Below are 15,918 nucleotides of genomic sequence, written 5' to 3'. Positions count from 1 at the left end.
CTACCGAGATTGCCCGGCACCGTGCGGCTGAAACTCCAGTTTTCGGGGGGATTGGTTTGGTAAGGGTTTCGGGCGAGGCCCGGGAAAGGTCCATGAAGTCCGGCCGGGGGTGCCGGGCGGGGGGCTGTGCTACCGAAGTTGCACGACACCCACCGGTCGAAACTTCAAGGTTGGGGGGAATTGTCCGAGTTGATGGTTGAGGCCGGATTGTTGGTCTCGATGGAACCGAGGTGAGCGTGCACCTCAAGTTCCCGATCGACCATGAATTCGACGTAGGAGAGGCGCTCGGTTCCGAAAGGTGTGACGGTCACAAGTTCCAGGGTATGGGTGCCATCTTCTTCGATGAGGCCGCCCCACTCGGTGATGGGGAGCACGCGGTCGGCGCTGTTGCTTTGATCGAGGACCAGAACACTGCCTTCCACGGTCTGGCCGTCGGTGCCAAGCGAGGCACTGCCCCGGTAAATCTGAAGATAGGTGGTGCTCGATGGATAGAGATCGCGCAGGTCGAGAGTGATGGTGGGTGGTTTACCACGGACGATATCTCCTGCAGACAGCCCGGTGATGGCACCGCGGGCGACCGGCCAGATCTGGACGAAGTTCGTGGCGATCTGAGTCTGGGGGATCGAGGCATCGGGCAGCGCGTGCACGACGAAGTGTTCCTCCCCGACGGCGCGCGTCGGATCACTCGCAGGCAGGCTGGAGGCCTGGAAGTTCAGCGTGTGGACACCGTTGCTGCGCAGCAGTCCTTGGCTGGCTGGGGCACCGGAAACGGCAATGCGGGGATCGATGATGCTGGTGCCTCCATTGTAGGCGGCAAGGTGATGCTCAAGCAGGACCTGCTGCGAGGCCTCCGGCAGATTCGCTCCCGAGAGCAACCCACCAACTTCAATGTGGACGGTGAAAGGTTGATCGGCACGAGTGCGGTGCACGTGCGGATAGGGATCCCCGGTTTCGATCGTGATCTCGGCGGAGGGGAGGTAGGTGCCGACGAGGCGTTGATCGAGGAGGTAGTCCTTGGTTGTGGCCTGCTCGATCGTCCACAGTTGGAAGAGCGCGCCGCCTTCTTCAAGCGAGAGCCTCGAGGCCGAGTCGCCGGTGGGTGCGACGGGCATGTCCCAGATCACTCCGCTGTCGACCTGAGTCTGACGGATGAAGTTGACCCAATCCGATGCCTGGGCGGTGGATGCCGCGAATCCGAGAAGAAGTGCAAGGGCTTTCATGATCTCAGCGGTTTTGGACGGTTTCGTTTTCCGGCTCTGGAATAGTGACGGAGATCGGGCCACCGAGATGGACGGCGACGATGACCTTCGATTGCTTCGGCCAGTAGGCGATCCGACGGGCGTCGATGGGCTGAATGCCTTCGGCCTGGCGCATGCTGACTTCCTCACCTGAGATCCAGTTGCGGTTGCGGATGACGAACTCTTTCCATGAGAGCAGGTTTCCGACCGGGCGAACGTTGATGTGAGAGCTGAGTGCTTCAGGGATGTGGAGGACAGCTCCCTTGGGAACCAAGGTCCAGTTCTGGCCATCGCTGATGATCATGGACTGCTTGATCAGACTTTGATCCTTGGCTCGGGTCACCTGCTTGTTGGGCTCCGCCTGTTGGGCGAGGGTGGCGACTGGAGAGCCAGCGGCACGGCGTGCCTGAAGGGCATCGGCGCTGATGCGGTCGGTCATGGGAGCTGCCGTGGCGGCGGTGCTCACCAGGGCGAGGATGAGGGAGGCTTTCATGGGGGGGAGGGGGAGTTTGGGGGGGAGTCGGGGGATTATTCGAAGGTGACGAGGACGACGAGGTCCTGCATGTCGAAGAAGCGTGAACCGGGTCGAGAGGTGGAGGCTTCCCAGAGGATGATGAGATCGCGGTCTCCGATTCGGACCTGACCGCGGTCATCCATGTAGGGCTTCAGGAAGCTGATGATGTTGCCCTGGTTATAAGCCGGAGCGTAGCTCGGTGCGGTGTCGCCGTTCTTGAGGACGCGCACATACTGGTCTTCCCTCGTGGTGTCATGGAAAGGGGCCCAGCTTCGTCCGAGCCATCCCCGGGCACCGAAGTCGATCACCGATCCTTTGGCGATGTTGCGTTCCTTGAGCATGACCTTGCCGGGTTCGACATCCGGGCCGGTGCCGTAGAAGAAGCGGTCCCACGAACTACCATTGATGGAGTAGTAAGCGTCGAGGGGTAGGAGCTTGTTTCCGGACTGGAAGGCGACTCCAAGCACCCGGACCTTCATGGTCACCTTTTTCTTCGGGACGATTCTCTGAGGAGGGACGATGTCGATGATGTCGGTCACCTTCGGAGTCGGATACTCGATGTTCCAATCGAGCTGGGAATTCATGCCGGTGCGGACAAGGTCGCGGTCGACATTGAGAGTGCCACGGGGCACGTCTTCGGCGGGGACGGTTGCAACAGCTCCGATGAATCCAAGGCTCAACGCCAAGAGGAAGCGTGCTGACCGACCACTGCGGGGGGAGCAGGGGGGAGTCATTGTTTGTGGGGGGTGTTCAGCGTCGTGAGGTGGGTGCCTCGGCGACGTCGTCAGAAAGCACCTGAAGACCTCGAAAATCAAGATGCGTTGATCTTGCTACGCGATCACGTGGGGGAAGACATGGGTGAATTGTGACAGTTCGTGACGGTAAATGAATTGATTGGTGATATTAGGAGACAAAAAGAGAGCGATGGGCGGGATGCCCATCGCTCTCGGATCTGTTTAGGACTGCTTAACTATCCTGCAAACTTGGTTTCGAATTCAGCGGTCGAGAATGCTGTTCCAGTGCTCGATGTTGTCCTTCTGGGCTTCGAACAGGTCCGAAGGGTCGTCGTGGATGGTGATCGAAGTGATGGCGTCTCCGGTTCCGTCCGATTTGCATCCGGGTTCGCCGGTGTTCACCTTGCCGATGATCTTGCCTACCAGGTCGAGCCCTCCGGTGACCTCACCGAAGACCGTGTGGCGGTTGTCGAGGAACGGGGTGGGCACCATGGTGATGAAGAACTGGGAACCATTGGTGCCTGGGCCGGCATTGGCCATGGAGAAGATGCCGGGCTTGTCGTGCTTCAGGTCGGGATGAAACTCATCGGCAAACTTGTAACCCGGACCACCACGACCACTTTCGGTGGGGTCTCCTCCTTGGATCATGAACTGATCGATCACCCGGTGGAAGGCGACCCCATCGTAGTAGCCGCGCTTGGCCAGGTTCAGGAAGTTGGCGCAGGTGATGGGGACCTTGTCGGCGAAGAAGGTGGCGTCGATGTTGCCCTTGCTGGTGTGCAGCGTGAGTTTGATGTCAGACATGGGCCGAGCCTCTGACACGACCACGGATGTGGCAAATGGATTCCGGCGGCGAGTGGGCTGGCTGGTGATTCCAGGACCGGGACCGGTTGCGATGTGCTGGGACGCGTGACGTCATATCCGCCGACTGTCAGCGCCGGCGGTCCGAGGCATAGAGGTTGAACTCGAATCGATTGAATGACCCGGGGGCGAATTCGGCTTCGCCGAAAGTCTGCGAGCGGCCCCGGATGACTTCGTCGTTTATCTCGAGAAGCTCGAAGGTGATGACTCCCCCATCGGGAAACCAGGCACGGATGTCCTTGGCTCGGCGGATGGGTTTCCAGCAGAGTTCGGGATCGTTGGCTTCCTCGCTCGTCCTGAGAGCGAAGGTCCGCAGCCGTGACACCGGAAGGTCGAATTCCTTGAAGCGGGTTTTCAGGCGGACCTTGCCGCCTTCGATGCCCACGGCGTCGCCGCTGATGTGGTCACCGTTGCGGAGGAAGATTCCCTCCTGATCCTGCTCGGGCTCGTCTTCTTCGGAGTCCATGTCTTCCCCCGGGAACACGCGAAGTCCCATGGGGGCTTCCTGCCACTGGCCGTCGATCAGGCCGTCCCAGGTGGTGATGCGGATGCGGGAAATTTCGATCGCACTGCTGGTGTCTCCAAGAAAGTGGACGAATGAACCCATGCCTTTGGCGTCGGGTGCCTGTTCCTTCCAGTCGGCGATGATTCTTCCTCCGAGCATGAGCCGGATGCGGCCACTGATGCGGTCGTGAAGGAATTCCACTCGGACCTTCTCCTGTTCTTGGAATTCGCGGACGCCACCGGTTGTGCCGATGGTGGTCGACTCGGTCCGGTTGTTGCGGCTCGTGCGTTTCCGCAGGTAAGCATACTGACTCTGGCACACGAGTTCGTAGCAGTTGTCGACCTGATCGAGATCCTCATGGTCCGCATGCAGGTAGAGGCGGAATCGGGCGTTCTCGCGCCACGATACATCGAAGGCGACACGCATGCGGTCCTGCTCGCCGATGTCCCGGCTGATGCTCGAATTCCGTTCGCAGATCAAACGGCCATTCTCGTATTTCCAGCCATCCTCGACCGAAGGAACCCACTCGTCCGGTCCCTTTGGGCCGCTGTAGATGAGTTCGGGGCGATCCTCAATGTCGAGACGATCGACCATGTTTCGTCGGAAAGTCATCTCCCCGCCGAAGCTGGTGGAGATGCTGATGGCCTCTTCCGTGACGCTCAGCAGGGTGCCGCGGACATTGTCTCCATTGGTGAGTTCGACCACGGCGACGTGATCGCCTGGCGGGAGTTCCTGCTCCTCGGTGGCCGGGATTCCGACTTCGCGCAGCATCTTGAGATCGAGCTCCTGGGGTTCGGGAAAGGCGCTGGAATCCCACAGCACCGTTTTTCCGTCGCTGGAAGAAACGAGCCGGCCCTTGAGAATGTCACCGTTTTCGAACTGAGCCGTCATCGGAGGCTGCGCGAGCCCGATGGATGGAATCATGAGCCACTTGAGAAACCTCATTGTTCGTCTTCGTTGGGAGTTGTTTCCTCGTCACCTTCGTCTTCGGAAGGTTCACGTTTCACCATGGTCCTGACGCTGCTGCGATTGATCTTCAGCGCTCCGAGCATCGGATGGTCGAGTTCCACGAGGTCATCGGCAAACCGACAGTCGTTGGCACTCAGGAACCCGCCCCCGGCAACACCAAGGATGAGCTCGCTGGATGAGTCCGCCTCGGTCGGGCGACTCAGGAAAATGGTGGATACCTTGCTGAGCGGGATCTCCAGGGCCTTGGGGAAGTGGGGGCTCTTGAAAAAGACGGAGGAGCCGTTGGCGGTTTCGCGCGTGTCGATCAACTCGCCGCTGAAGCGCTGACCTTCATGGTCGATGAGGGCGTCGCCATCACCTTCGCCGCGGTCCTCACTCTGATGTCGGTCTCCCACCGAGTCCCATTCGCGAACGACGATGCGGGATACCCGGTGTCCTTCGCCGGCCTTGAGGTTGCTGGTGAAGATCATGCCGTTGCCTTCCGGAGAAGTCGCGAGCGGGTCGGGGAAGCTGCCCTCCAGTTTGCCGTCGAGGTAGAGTTGGATGATCTTGTTTTCCCGGTCGACCCGGAGCTCAATGGCCACCCGGGGATCGTTGAAGCCATTGGGCTTGCGCTGGATGCTGCCGAGGGTGTGGTAGGTGGATTCGCCCGAGCTCTGGCGTTTGATTTCGAATCCAGCGGCATTGAACTGAAGGTAGTAGCGGTCGTGCTTGCCGCCGCCCGCTTCATCATGCTCCGAGCAGAAATAGATCTGGAAGTTCGGTCGCTGGGCCCAGGTCAGCAGGAAGGAAAGGGAGAACGATACCGGGAGTGATTCGAACGAGCGTGAGACGGATCCCCGGCCCTCCGAGGCCAGGGCGTCGTCTTCGAAATGCCAACCCTCGTCGACTTCCCAGTCCTCCAGCCCGGCGGGTCCCTGATAGAGGACGCGGCGCGGTCGAATCCCGAGTTGAAGGGAACTCACCCAATCCCGTTTCACCGAAAGCTCTCCCGCGGTGTCGGTGACGACGTGGACATGTTCACCATCGATCCCGACGACGTCGCAGGGCAGGCGGTCTCCATTGGTCAGGGTCAGGGTGGCGTCGCGTTCAAGAGGTTCCTCGGCTTCATGGCTGAGTGTGACCTTGCGAACCTGATCTGCCCGGATGGACAGGGGTTCGGGGGCGATCGGAACCGCGATGCGGAGTTCGCCTCCGGCATCGAGGCCGAGCACTTCGCCGGTGATGCTGCTGCCGTCCTCGAGCTTCACCTCGTCCGCGCTGATCGGGGCAATGCCGAGGCAGACGATCAGGGGCGTGATGGAAAAGGGGTGCCTCATAGATCTTCGTCCCAGTAGTTGAGGAATCCGTGGCCTGACTTGAACTCAAGCAGTACGGCGGACGAAAGGTCGACCTGCACGTCACCCAGCAGTGGTGAGTTCAAACGCATGACTCCGTTCTCGGCCCGACCTGCTTTTCCGGTGATCTGTCCAAGAGGTTGGAAGTGGATGCGGAGACCTTGATCCTGGGTCTCATCCTCTTCCTCGGTGGCTCCTGCGAAGCGGAGCTGCGCGACTTCTTCGAGCGGGATTTCCAGTTCTGCGTAGCGTCCTTCGATTTGCAGTTTGCCGTCGCTGATGGATTTCACTTCCCCCGAGAAACGGTCGGTGCCGTTGGTCAGCAGGATGGTGTCGAATTCCTCGCTTTCGAAACTCCGTGCGGAATCCGGCATGCCGTTCCACTCGGCGGCGACGATGTCCGAGATCCGGACTGGGGTGTCGCTACCCATGAGCGTGAAGCCGATTCCTCCGCCATCGGGAAGGGGTTTCGCGTCGTCGGCGAGATTCTCCTTGAGGTTCCACTGGATGGCGAACTCGCCATTCACGTGCAGGGCGATGGTGCCAGCCTCCCGATTGCTACGGATCTCGAATTCGGCGGAGCCGGTATCGGCAAAGCGCACGCTCGATGAGGACGGGCGGATTTGGTCGGAAAACGGGTTTCCCTCTTCATCGTATCCGCAGCGGAGGAGTTGGGCGTAGCTGCTTCTCAAGGTGAGTACGAGGGCGTTCCCGAAATACTGGGAGTAGTCGGAGCGTGATGGGACGCGGCGAACCTTCTTCTGCTCTTCTCCATCTTTATCGGCTTCCGCATCCTCGTCCTCTTCGGGTTCCGGACGCTCTGCAAAGTCGGCATTCAAGGCAATGGCGATGGGGGGGCGCGAGCGCCACTCGAAGTTGAAGCGGACCAGTGAGCTTGCGGTGAGGCCGACATCGCGCCGAATCACATCGTCACCGCCGGTGAAATACCATTTGGCCCCGACATGGCGCCAGGACTTGGGCTTCTCCTCTTCCTTGTCGTCACCTTCCGCGGCCTCGTCCGGCTCAGCTTTTTTCTCGTCGTCGTCCAGGCCATCATCCGCCTCTTCCGGGGGGAGCGGTGACCTGATTTCCCAGCCATCGTCGGAGAATGGGCCTGCATACAACAGGCGTCCGCCGAATGGATTGGGATGCATGCTGGTGACCGCGCTGCGCGGGATCACGACTTCTCCCGCCATGGGCGTTTCCAAGGTCAGGCTCTCGTCATCCATCGCCACGATCCGGGCGGGCAGTCGATCACCGTTGTTGAGCTTGATGTGCGAAGTGTCCGCGGAGGCTTCGAGGGTGCCGCCACCGCGAAGGACGATCTGGCGGATGTTGTCCTGCTTGAACTCCATCGTGTCGATCCCGTCGTCACGGTTCCAGAGGACGATGCCATCCGGCGTGATGCCGCCGAAGTGTCCGGCGAGTTCGCCGTCGGCCAGTCGGAGCAGGTCATCCGGCTTTTCCTTGCCGGATGCCGCGATGCAGCACGCGAGAGTGAGGGTTGAGAGGGTGCGGATCATTTTTCGTAGATGGGCAGAAAGCGATAATTGAGAGCGAGCGACAGGAGCGAGGCGGAGGTGTTGAATGCCTCACCCTTGGGACCGGGCCACGAGCCGTCGGCCCGTTGGATGGTGGAGAGGTAGCGGAGGTTCTTGTCGTTCCACTCGTTCCATGCGGCTTCGTCAGCATGGAAGAGGGCCTGGGACATGTAGTACTCGAAGTAGAAGGGGTAGTGGCGATCCCGGTAATTCATGTGATCGCGGAGGTAGCCCAAGCTGTTCTTGAATCCTTTGCCCTCCTTTTCCTTGGCAAGGGCAAGACAGGTGACGCCGATCGCAGTCAGGGTGGGTTTGCCGCCGCTCGCTGAGGTGTAGCCGTAGCCACCATCCCCGCCACGGCATCGGGCCATGTAGGCGAGTCCTTTGCGGATGGCTTCATCGGGCACGGCAAGGCCGGCATTCCGGGCCCCCAGCAATGCGACCAGCTGGCACCCTGATACGGTGGTGTCGGCGTCGCGGCTTTCCGGGGTGTAGCGCCAGGCACCCGAGGCATTCCGCGACTGGGCGTTGAGGATCAGGTCGACCGCTTTCTTGAGAGCGGGGGCGATCTTCGGGTCGTCGACGGCCCCGTAAGCCTCGGCCAGCGCCAAAGTGGCAAACCCGTGGTTGTACATCGAGCTGCCGATGTATCCGTTGCTCTCGCGCTGCTGCGAGAGGATGTAGTCGATGCCCTTCTGGATCACCTTGGCGTGGGGCCCGTGATTCGGGTCTTCGCCGTGGGCGAGGAAGGCGATCACGCAAAGCCCGACGACGCCGGGCTCACCTCCCATCGAGTCGGACCAGGCACCGGCATCCGTCTGGTTCTTGGCGAGGTAAGCCAACCCTCGTTCGTAGAGCGTGTCGAGCTGAGGAGGGATGGGGTCATCCGGACGACGCCTCAGGTCCTGCGCAGAAGCAGGCGCGACGAGGAAGCAGGCGAGGGCGGTGGAGAGTAGAAGTCGGGGAAGCATGGGCACGGGGTTCAGCGAGTGAGCTTTTCGGCTCCTTGGTTGTATGCTTTCAGGGCGTCAAGATACTCGCGCGGGAGGCTCTTGCCAGCGGTTCCAGCTCCTTTCGGAACGGTGCGTTCCTCCACTTTTCCGCCGGAGGCACCGTCGATGCCTTCGTTGGGTGCCTGGGAATCGCCACCGCTGCCTTGTCCGGCCTGCTCGCCGGGCTGTTGACCGGGTTGCTGCCCCGGTTCGCGCCCGAGCATGCGTTCCATCATTTCAAGCATGGCACTGCCCGGGCTCTGGCCCTGACCATCCTGAGGTTCGCCTTCGCCTTGCTGCTGTTGCTGTTCCTGCTGCTTGGCTTTGGCGGCTTCGAAGATCTTTTCGATGACGTCGGTTTCAGCGGCGATGGTGGGGCCGCCGGTGTCGTGTTCATAGAGGAGCTCGCTGGCTTCATCCATGGCGTCCTCGACGGCTTCGAAAAGCTCGATGACCTTGGGTGAGGTCTGTTCGATGGTCAGCTGTTGGACATCGGCGGCGAGCTCATCCTGCTCGTCCGAGAGCGTGCGGGAACCTTCCTGATGACGGCTGATCTTCTTCGCCAATTCCGGATCATCCGCCATGACCATGGCTGGAGCGAGTAGCAGGGGAAGCAGGGATTTCATCATGGGGTCTGGGCTGGAGGTTGATAGGAGCGTCGCAAGGTTTCGAGGGCTCGGGTGCGGGCGCGGAGATCCTGTTCCTTCTGCACCATCTTCATGACGCGGAGCATGAACTCGAAGTCCTCATCCTCTCCGCCGCCACCACCGCCGCCGCCGCCACCACCGCCTCCGCCTGCGGCCTCCTCGAGCTTCTTCGCCCATTCGCGGAGTTGCTCGGCCCAGCCTGAGGCATTCTCGGCGGCGCTGAAGCCGTGGTTGCGGCTGAGCTTGAGGCGCACCTCCTCGAGTCCGATGTCGATTTCGGATTCGTTCATTTCTTCGAGGATCTCGCCGAAGACTTCCTTTTCGGTACGGGTGAAGAAGTGGCCGAGGTCTTCCTTGATCCAGCGCACATCGGAGGTGGTGTCGGATTGCTGGCGGACGATGTCATTGAGGATGCCGAGGTCGGCCGGATCGAGCTGGTCGGCCCGGAGTCCAAACTGGTCGGAGCCCTCCATGGCTTCGCTTGCCACGCCATCCTGTTCGCTGGCGGCCTTTTTGAGTCGGGCGGCAAAGGTGCTGGCTTCGAAGCGTTCGTTGGCTTCGTTGGCCTTCTTGATGGTCTCCTGCATCTTCTCGAGCACCTTCTCCTGCTGCTCGACGGCTTCCTTCATGTCGCGCTCGGACTTCTCCTCGGTGTTCTTCTGGTCGCCGGCCTCGCCGAGCTTCTGTTCGAGTTCGGGCATGTCCTTGTTACCGAGTTCACGCATCGACTGCATGGTCTCGGTCATCTTGCGCAGCGTCTCCTTATCGATCGATTCGTTGCGCGCGGTGTCCTTGAGAAGTTCCTCCATTTTCTCGGCGAGCTCCTTCATGTCCTCCGCCTGCTCGCTTTCCGCCTGCTGTTGTTTCTCGAGTCGCTGGCGATTGTCGTCCTCCTGCATCTCCTCGGCATCGAGCCGTTCCAGGCGCTGGTTCTCTTCGAACAGGTTGCGTTCGCGGCGAGCCATGTCCTCGAGTTCGCTGATGGCGCGGTCGAACTGGTTCTTCAGCATCTGGGCGTGTTCTTCACGGCTCAGCACGTAGATGATGATCGGCTGGGAGTAGCTGCGCTCGCGATCCGGCAGGTAGTCTTCCGCGTAAGCGCGAAGGATGAGCTTCTGGGGTCCGATCCCGAGGGTTTTCGGTGAGAATGCGACGGGGGAGGAGGCCCTGCCGAGGTCGGGGGCTCCTTCTTCCAATCGGAGTTCACCCTTGGCGGGTTCGCCATCGCCGGGGCGGGTCAGTTGGCCCTCCCACACGATGCCGTATTCCTTCAGCCCGAAGTCATCGCTGGCGAGCACTTCAAAATCGATGGTTTCCTCGGGGAGGATGGCGCGCTGGCCAGCGAGTCCATCGAAGTAGCACACCGGGGCTTCGTCCTTCAGGGCTTCAATCCGGATGGCAAAGGTCTTGGATCCTTCGAGGCCGATATCGTCCTTCCACTGCATCGGGACGCGCAGCGATTCCGCTCCCACGTCGATCCACGGCGTGCTCGCCTGTTGGTCCCTCAGGCTCATCTCCGCTGCGTCGACCAAAGTCTCTGCCGCGGGGACGTCCGCCGGGGTGATCGGGCCGAAGCGACCTCCGGCGAGTTTGCGACTGGCTTCGACCGTCAACCGCACCTTCGAACCCTCGACCGCGGTGACCATGCCGGATGGCAGGTCTTCCGAGCGGTTTGGGAGCTGAAGATACTTGGGTAGCTCGATGTCGGCGATGCTGCGGTCGATCGTTGGCGGCAGTGAAGGGATGATGCGGATCGAGTGACGGGCGTCGCCGATTTCCAACCGGATGTTCCCGGGGTCCTGCTGGCCGGGAAACTCGAAGCGGTAGCTGCGGCCGTCGAGTGCGGCGGTGACCGGGTCCTGGCGGTTGTAGCGGGCCATGCCGCTTTCCGGCTGCCACTCTGATTGCTCGGCGAGGACGAGCTCGATTTCGAAAGCCTCGCCCTGAGCGACCGCGAGTTCGTTCGGCACGTGGTCGAGGACGGTGAAGGTGTAGCGGGGGGTGGCCGAGAGGGGGAGAAGCCAGCGCTTGAGCGAGTTCAATCCAGCATCGGGAACGAGGGTCAGAGCAGTGCCGGCGAGAAGGAACAGGGCGATGACGGCGAGCGACCAGCGACGGTGACGGGACACCGGCAGCGAATCATCGAGCTTTCGTCGCGCGGTTTCCGCGGCGACGGCTTCCATGGCGGCGGCACGCAGGCGTGGCGAGAGGGTTTCATTGCTCTCGGACTGCTCCTGCAGTTCAACCACCCCGAGCAGGCGGTCACCGAGGTTCGGGTGTTTGCGCGCGATGAGGCGGGCGAGTTGGTTCTCGCGGCGATGGCGCCAGACCCAGCGGTGCATCCAGATCGGAGCGAAGACCGCCATCAGCGAGGTGCCGGCGAGGAGGACGCCCAGACGGACGAGCGCGGGAGTCGGCCAGATCCGGTCGAGGGCGAACACCACCAGGTAGGAAAGCAGCAGGCCGAAGATGCCGGCGAAAATGGCCTCGGCGATCTTCGTCCGCCAGAGCTGGCGGCGGAAGTCCTCAAGCTGTTCCCGGAGTGATTCCGGGAGAGGGGTGGATTGAGTTGGGTCTTCGGGCATGTCAGGTGGTTGGAGCCGGGCAATTCGACGCTTTGATCAAACTCCCAGAGGAGTAGACGCAGATCCAGCGGAAATCTTTGCCAATCTTAGCGTCGGCCTCTGGTCCTCTTGCCTGATCAAACTGCACGAATTACCGGATTCGAAGCAGCCTCCACACCAACCTCCGTTTCAGGCCCGTGGCCGGGAAGGACGCGGGTGTCCGGGTCCAGCGTGTAGATCTTTTCGCGGATGCCGCGGTAGAGGAGCTCGGGGTCACCACCGGGGAGATCGGCCCGGCCCGTGGATCCGGCGAACAGGGTGTCGCCAGCGAACAAGGCGCGGGCTTCCTTTTGATGAATGATCACGCTGTCCGGCGAGTGGCCGGGGAGGTGGGATAGCGAAAAGCCGAGTCCGTCGACTTCCAAGGAGTTCTGACCTTCAAGCACATGCTCGACCGGATATTCAACCACGTCGAAAGGCATGCCCCACTCACGCACGACCTCCTCGAGAAGCAGCCCGCGGTCGAAGGCATTCCATGCGTAGATCGGCACGCCCATGGCGGCGATGCGGTGGGCGCTGAGGACGTGGTCGAAGTGCTGATGGGTGAGGATCAGGGCGGTCGGCGTGATGCCGAGCTGCTCGAGCCACTTATCGGCGTCCGCCGGCGCGTCGATCATGATCTGCCCGCCGTTGGGGGTGGGGATCAGATAGGAATTGGTCAGCAGGAATCCACCTTCGAAGCGTTGAATGTCGTCCACAGGCGTGAGCAAACCTGCCCGCTGTCGGAGTGTCAAACCACCCTCGGAAAACCCGAATCATTCCCAGCAACGGTTTTTATTGCGGGAAATTGGAAACGGGCTTTATCCTCCCGGCCCCGCATTGCGACGGCGTCCCCTGACCCATCGAGTTTTGCGGCATTCGATAGGCTTATGAATCCGGATCGCGCGACACTGAACTTCCTCAATGGATTTCCCGAGGAAGCACGCAAAAAAGGAGAATCACTTCAGGCAGAGGGAACGGTCACTCAGATTTTCGGGAACCACTTGTTCATTCAAGGCCGGGTCGAAGACGAGAGCGGCACGTTCCGGACAAGTCTGCGTTTGCAGGGCAACCGTTGGTTCGGTTCATGCACGGCCGAGGACGAGATCGTTTCCGGAGCTTGCCAATACGCGACGATGGTCGAGCGCATGCACCGGGGAGAGGATCTCCCGGAGTCGCCGAACGAGTTCGACGACACGCCGATCCTCGATGTGATCGAGGACAAGCTCGGTCGCGAACTCGATGACAAGGAGGCAGACTTCGTTTCCCGCGTGGAGAAGCGCTACCGTCGCTATGTGATCGAAGGAGAGATTCACGATCACGACATGGTCCGGTTGACGCCGCGTTGGGAGATTGCCAGCTACGAGCCGCTTGAGCTGTGGCCGATGCCTCCGGGTGACATCATCGAGTTCTGGAACTACCTCGCCTACGCTTTCTACAAGAAGAAGCTCCCTTATCCGGAGTTCATGAACGTCATCACGGATCTGAATTACGTTCAGAAGAAGATGGCGGACTGGGAACAGGAGCGCGAGGTCGCTGCCTGGTATGACCGCATCGAGCAGGTCAACGAACGCCCTCCGCAGGGTGGTTCGATCGAGGTTCAGTTCCGTCTCGTGGCGACGATCAACGAAGCCCGTGTCGAAGTGAAGGAAGGGGACAAGGAGTGGCTCCAACTTCGTGAGAAGAACGAGATCGAGCGCCTGCTTCCTCTGTTCGACGAGGCCGCGCTGAAGATGGACGCACCGAGCCAGGTGCTGTGGGAGCATTTCCTCGCCTACTACCGTCAGTACGGCGACACCACCTTCGACTTCGATCAGGAAGATGCCTGTCGCTTCATGAACCGGTTGTTCCGTCAGCCGGCACTGAATGGGTATCTGGTGAACCTCGACGAGAAGCACTTCAAGGTGGTTCAGGATCCATTGAGCTGGGTCTGCGAGGATGATCCCTATGACCCGGGAAGCTTTGCGCTCCAGCTGGTCACCGCGAGCGGCGAGAATGTGTCGCACTCCGTGCGTCTGCTGCCCGGTCGGAAGGAACTCTATCAGTCCGACGAGACGATTTTCCCCGGGCCGCCACGGTGGCTTGAGGACACCGAGGTGATGCCTCGCTATCTGATTCCGAAGCGTGTGATCGATTCCCTCGAAGGGGTCGAGTTCCTGCGCAAGATCGGTGCCACACTGCCCGAGTCGCTGAAGAAGCGGGTGATGGACCTCGAGCTGAAGCCGAAGTTCGAGCTCAAGCTGGTGGCAGGTCTGACTGCGGCTGAAACCGAGCACCTGGTCATCGACGTGACCGCGATTGAGGCCAAGGACCGCCGGACCGAAAAGCTCACCAAGGAAGGCTGGGAGGTCGTCGAGCAGAAGACGCTCAAGGGCAAACAACTGCTGCGTTTCGCCCGCGAGGACCTCTACCCGGTGCCGGGTCTCCTCGATGTCATGGGGCTGACCTATGACGAGAAGCTGGGATCATTCAAATCCCGCGTCACCAAGCAATTCCCCGAACGCTTTGCCGAGTGGATTGACTCGATGCCCGATAAGCTCGAGCTCGATATCGACACGCGTCTGAAGTCCATCCTCGCCGACCCGGTGACCGCTGCGGTCCGCTTCGAAGTCGTCAACCAGGACATCGACTGGTTCGACCTGCGGATCGTGATCGACGTCGAAGGGGTCAACCTGAGCAAGGCCCAGATCCGCCAGTTGGTGGCGGCTCGTGGTGGCTATGTGCGGATGGAAGACGGCTCGTGGATGCGTCTGGAGATCAAGCTCGATCCGGAGCAGCGCGATGCGGTGACCCGCCTCGGCCTCGACCCGTTTGACCTGTCCGGGGAAACCCACCGCATGCACGCCCTTCAGCTTGCCGATCCGAAGGCTGCCGAGGTCTTCGATCCAAAGGCATGGAAACGCATCAAGGACCGTGCCGGTGACATCACGATCGACGTGAAGCCGGACGTGCCGAAGAGCCTTCAGGCAACGCTGCGGCCGTATCAGGTCGAGGGATATCAATTCCTCGCCTACCTGGCGACGAACCGCTTCGGCGGTATCCTCGCCGACGACATGGGGCTGGGTAAGACGATCCAGTCGCTGACCTACATCCTGTGGCTGCTCGAGGCACGGGAGAAGGCCAACGAATCCCACCGTCCAGCGCTGATCGTGTGTCCGAAGTCGGTCCTCGATGTCTGGGCCAGTGAGGCGGAGAAATTCGCGCCGCACATTTCCGCCAAGATTCTCCGCAATCGCGACGACCTCGACGTGCCCGACGTGCAGGAGAATATCGACATGCTGATCCTCAACTACGCGCAGCTTCGCGTGTGTGGTGACCTGCTCAACGAGATCAAATGGCTGACCGTCATCCTCGACGAGGGTCAGCAGATCAAGAATCCGGATTCGAAAGCGGCCAAGTGTGCGCGCGAATTGGACTCGGAGAACCGTCTCGTGCTGACCGGAACGCCGATTGAGAACCGCCTGCTCGACATGTGGTCGCTGATGGCCTTTGCGATGCCGGGGGTGCTGGGAAGCCGCGCCTACTTCAAGAAGCGCTTCGACAAGCGCAAGGATCCGCTTTCCCAGAATCGACTCGCAGCACGTCTGCGTCCGTTCCTGCTCCGCCGGACCAAGCTCCAGGTGGCGCAGGACCTTCCTCCGCGGACGGAGGAAGAGGTCTACGCCACGATGGATGGCATCCAGCAGGAGCTCTACAAAGCCGAGCTCAAGCGAATCCAAAAAGCCCTTCTCGGATTGGATTCCGATGAGGCGGTGAAGAAGAATTCGTTCGCGATTCTCCAGGGGCTGATGCGTCTGCGGCAGATCTGCTGTCACCCGGGTCTGATCGATCCGAAGTATCTGAAGGAGGAGAGCGCCAAGATGGAGTCTCTCTTCTACCTGCTCGACCAGCTGCATGAGGAAGGCCACAAGGTGCTCGTCTTCTCGCAGTTCGTTTCGATGCTCGACCTGATCAAGGCGCGCCTCGAGCTCGAGGCA

12 protein-coding genes are annotated in these 15,918 nt (G+C 60.9%); 1 reads left to right on the top strand and 11 read right to left on the bottom strand.

The window, feature by feature from the left end; genetic code table 11:
• Positions 1–164: 164 nt before the first annotated feature.
• The 11 genes from JIN81_RS13015 to JIN81_RS12965 form a co-directional block, all read right to left on the bottom strand.
• On the bottom strand, positions 165–1,220 hold the full coding sequence (locus JIN81_RS13015) for a hypothetical protein (protein WP_200280338.1): 1,056 nt from the start codon (positions 1,218–1,220) through the stop codon (positions 165–167).
• Positions 1,221–1,224: 4 nt separating this feature from the next.
• Complete coding sequence (locus JIN81_RS13010; protein WP_200280335.1) at positions 1,225–1,731, bottom strand: hypothetical protein; 507 nt, start codon at positions 1,729–1,731, stop codon at positions 1,225–1,227.
• 35 nt (positions 1,732–1,766) lie between these two features.
• Positions 1,767–2,438, bottom strand: a complete 672-nt coding sequence (locus JIN81_RS13005; protein WP_234044874.1) for an aldo-keto reductase family protein — start codon at positions 2,436–2,438, stop codon at positions 1,767–1,769.
• A gap of 309 nt (positions 2,439–2,747) precedes the next feature.
• Positions 2,748–3,290, bottom strand: coding sequence for a peptidylprolyl isomerase (locus JIN81_RS13000; RefSeq protein ID WP_200280328.1), 543 nt, complete (start codon positions 3,288–3,290; stop codon positions 2,748–2,750).
• A 127-nt stretch (positions 3,291–3,417) separates the two neighbouring features.
• Positions 3,418–4,776 (bottom strand): hypothetical protein, encoded by a 1,359-nt coding sequence (locus tag JIN81_RS12995; RefSeq protein ID WP_200280325.1) that lies wholly within the window; start codon positions 4,774–4,776, stop codon positions 3,418–3,420.
• A 17-nt stretch (positions 4,777–4,793) separates the two neighbouring features.
• Positions 4,794–6,140: a hypothetical protein gene (locus JIN81_RS12990; protein ID WP_200280322.1), complete on the bottom strand. Its 1,347-nt coding sequence runs from the start codon at positions 6,138–6,140 to the stop codon at positions 4,794–4,796.
• A complete protein-coding gene (locus JIN81_RS12985) occupies positions 6,137–7,681 on the bottom strand; it encodes a hypothetical protein (RefSeq protein ID WP_200280319.1) in 1,545 nt (514 codons plus the stop codon). Before JIN81_RS12985 ends, JIN81_RS12990 begins: the two co-directional genes overlap by 4 nt.
• Entirely contained in the window at positions 7,678–8,670 is a 993-nt protein-coding gene (locus JIN81_RS12980) for a prenyltransferase/squalene oxidase repeat-containing protein (RefSeq protein ID WP_200280316.1), read from the bottom strand. Before JIN81_RS12980 ends, JIN81_RS12985 begins: the two co-directional genes overlap by 4 nt.
• Before the next feature lie 11 nt (positions 8,671–8,681).
• Positions 8,682–9,320, bottom strand: coding sequence for a hypothetical protein (locus tag JIN81_RS12975; RefSeq protein WP_200280312.1), 639 nt, complete (start codon positions 9,318–9,320; stop codon positions 8,682–8,684).
• Positions 9,317–11,923 carry a hypothetical protein gene (locus JIN81_RS12970; protein ID WP_200280309.1) on the bottom strand — a complete coding sequence of 869 codons (2,607 nt, stop codon included), beginning with the start codon at positions 11,921–11,923 and terminating at the stop codon, positions 9,317–9,319. The genes JIN81_RS12975 and JIN81_RS12970 overlap by 4 nt, the downstream gene beginning before the upstream one ends.
• 116 nt (positions 11,924–12,039) lie before the next feature.
• Entirely contained in the window at positions 12,040–12,660 is a 621-nt protein-coding gene (locus JIN81_RS12965; RefSeq protein ID WP_200280306.1) for an MBL fold metallo-hydrolase, read from the bottom strand.
• A gap of 171 nt (positions 12,661–12,831) precedes the next feature.
• Between JIN81_RS12965 and JIN81_RS12960 the strand changes: the two genes are divergently transcribed.
• Positions 12,832–15,918, top strand: a 3,087-nt coding sequence (locus JIN81_RS12960) for a DEAD/DEAH box helicase (RefSeq protein WP_200280303.1), incomplete at its 3' end; no start/stop codon positions are given.

Source organism: Haloferula rosea, from assembly GCF_016595525.1.
Lineage (GTDB): Bacteria > Verrucomicrobiota > Verrucomicrobiia > Verrucomicrobiales > Akkermansiaceae > Haloferula > Haloferula rosea.
Note: the sequence above shows the minus strand (reverse complement) of the source record. Positions and strands in the feature narration are given on the sequence as shown.

What these genes read in the sequence shown, in the direction of transcription:
- JIN81_RS13015 (WP_200280338.1), bottom strand. Translation starts at nt 1,220, where the DNA reads ATGAAAGCCCTTGCACTTCTTCTCGGATTCGCGGCATCCACCGCCCAG.
- JIN81_RS13010 (WP_200280335.1), bottom strand. Translation starts at nt 1,731, where the DNA reads ATGAAAGCCTCCCTCATCCTCGCCCTGGTGAGCACCGCCGCCACGGCA.
- JIN81_RS13000 (WP_200280328.1), bottom strand. Translation starts at nt 3,290, where the DNA reads ATGTCTGACATCAAACTCACGCTGCACACCAGCAAGGGCAACATCGAC.
- JIN81_RS12995 (WP_200280325.1), bottom strand. Translation starts at nt 4,776, where the DNA reads ATGATTCCATCCATCGGGCTCGCGCAGCCTCCGATGACGGCTCAGTTC.
- JIN81_RS12990 (WP_200280322.1), bottom strand. Translation starts at nt 6,140, where the DNA reads ATGAGGCACCCCTTTTCCATCACGCCCCTGATCGTCTGCCTCGGCATT.
- JIN81_RS12985 (WP_200280319.1), bottom strand. Translation starts at nt 7,681, where the DNA reads ATGATCCGCACCCTCTCAACCCTCACTCTCGCGTGCTGCATCGCGGCA.
- JIN81_RS12980 (WP_200280316.1), bottom strand. Translation starts at nt 8,670, where the DNA reads ATGCTTCCCCGACTTCTACTCTCCACCGCCCTCGCCTGCTTCCTCGTC.
- JIN81_RS12975 (WP_200280312.1), bottom strand. Translation starts at nt 9,320, where the DNA reads ATGATGAAATCCCTGCTTCCCCTGCTACTCGCTCCAGCCATGGTCATG.
- JIN81_RS12970 (WP_200280309.1), bottom strand. Translation starts at nt 11,923, where the DNA reads ATGCCCGAAGACCCAACTCAATCCACCCCTCTCCCGGAATCACTCCGG.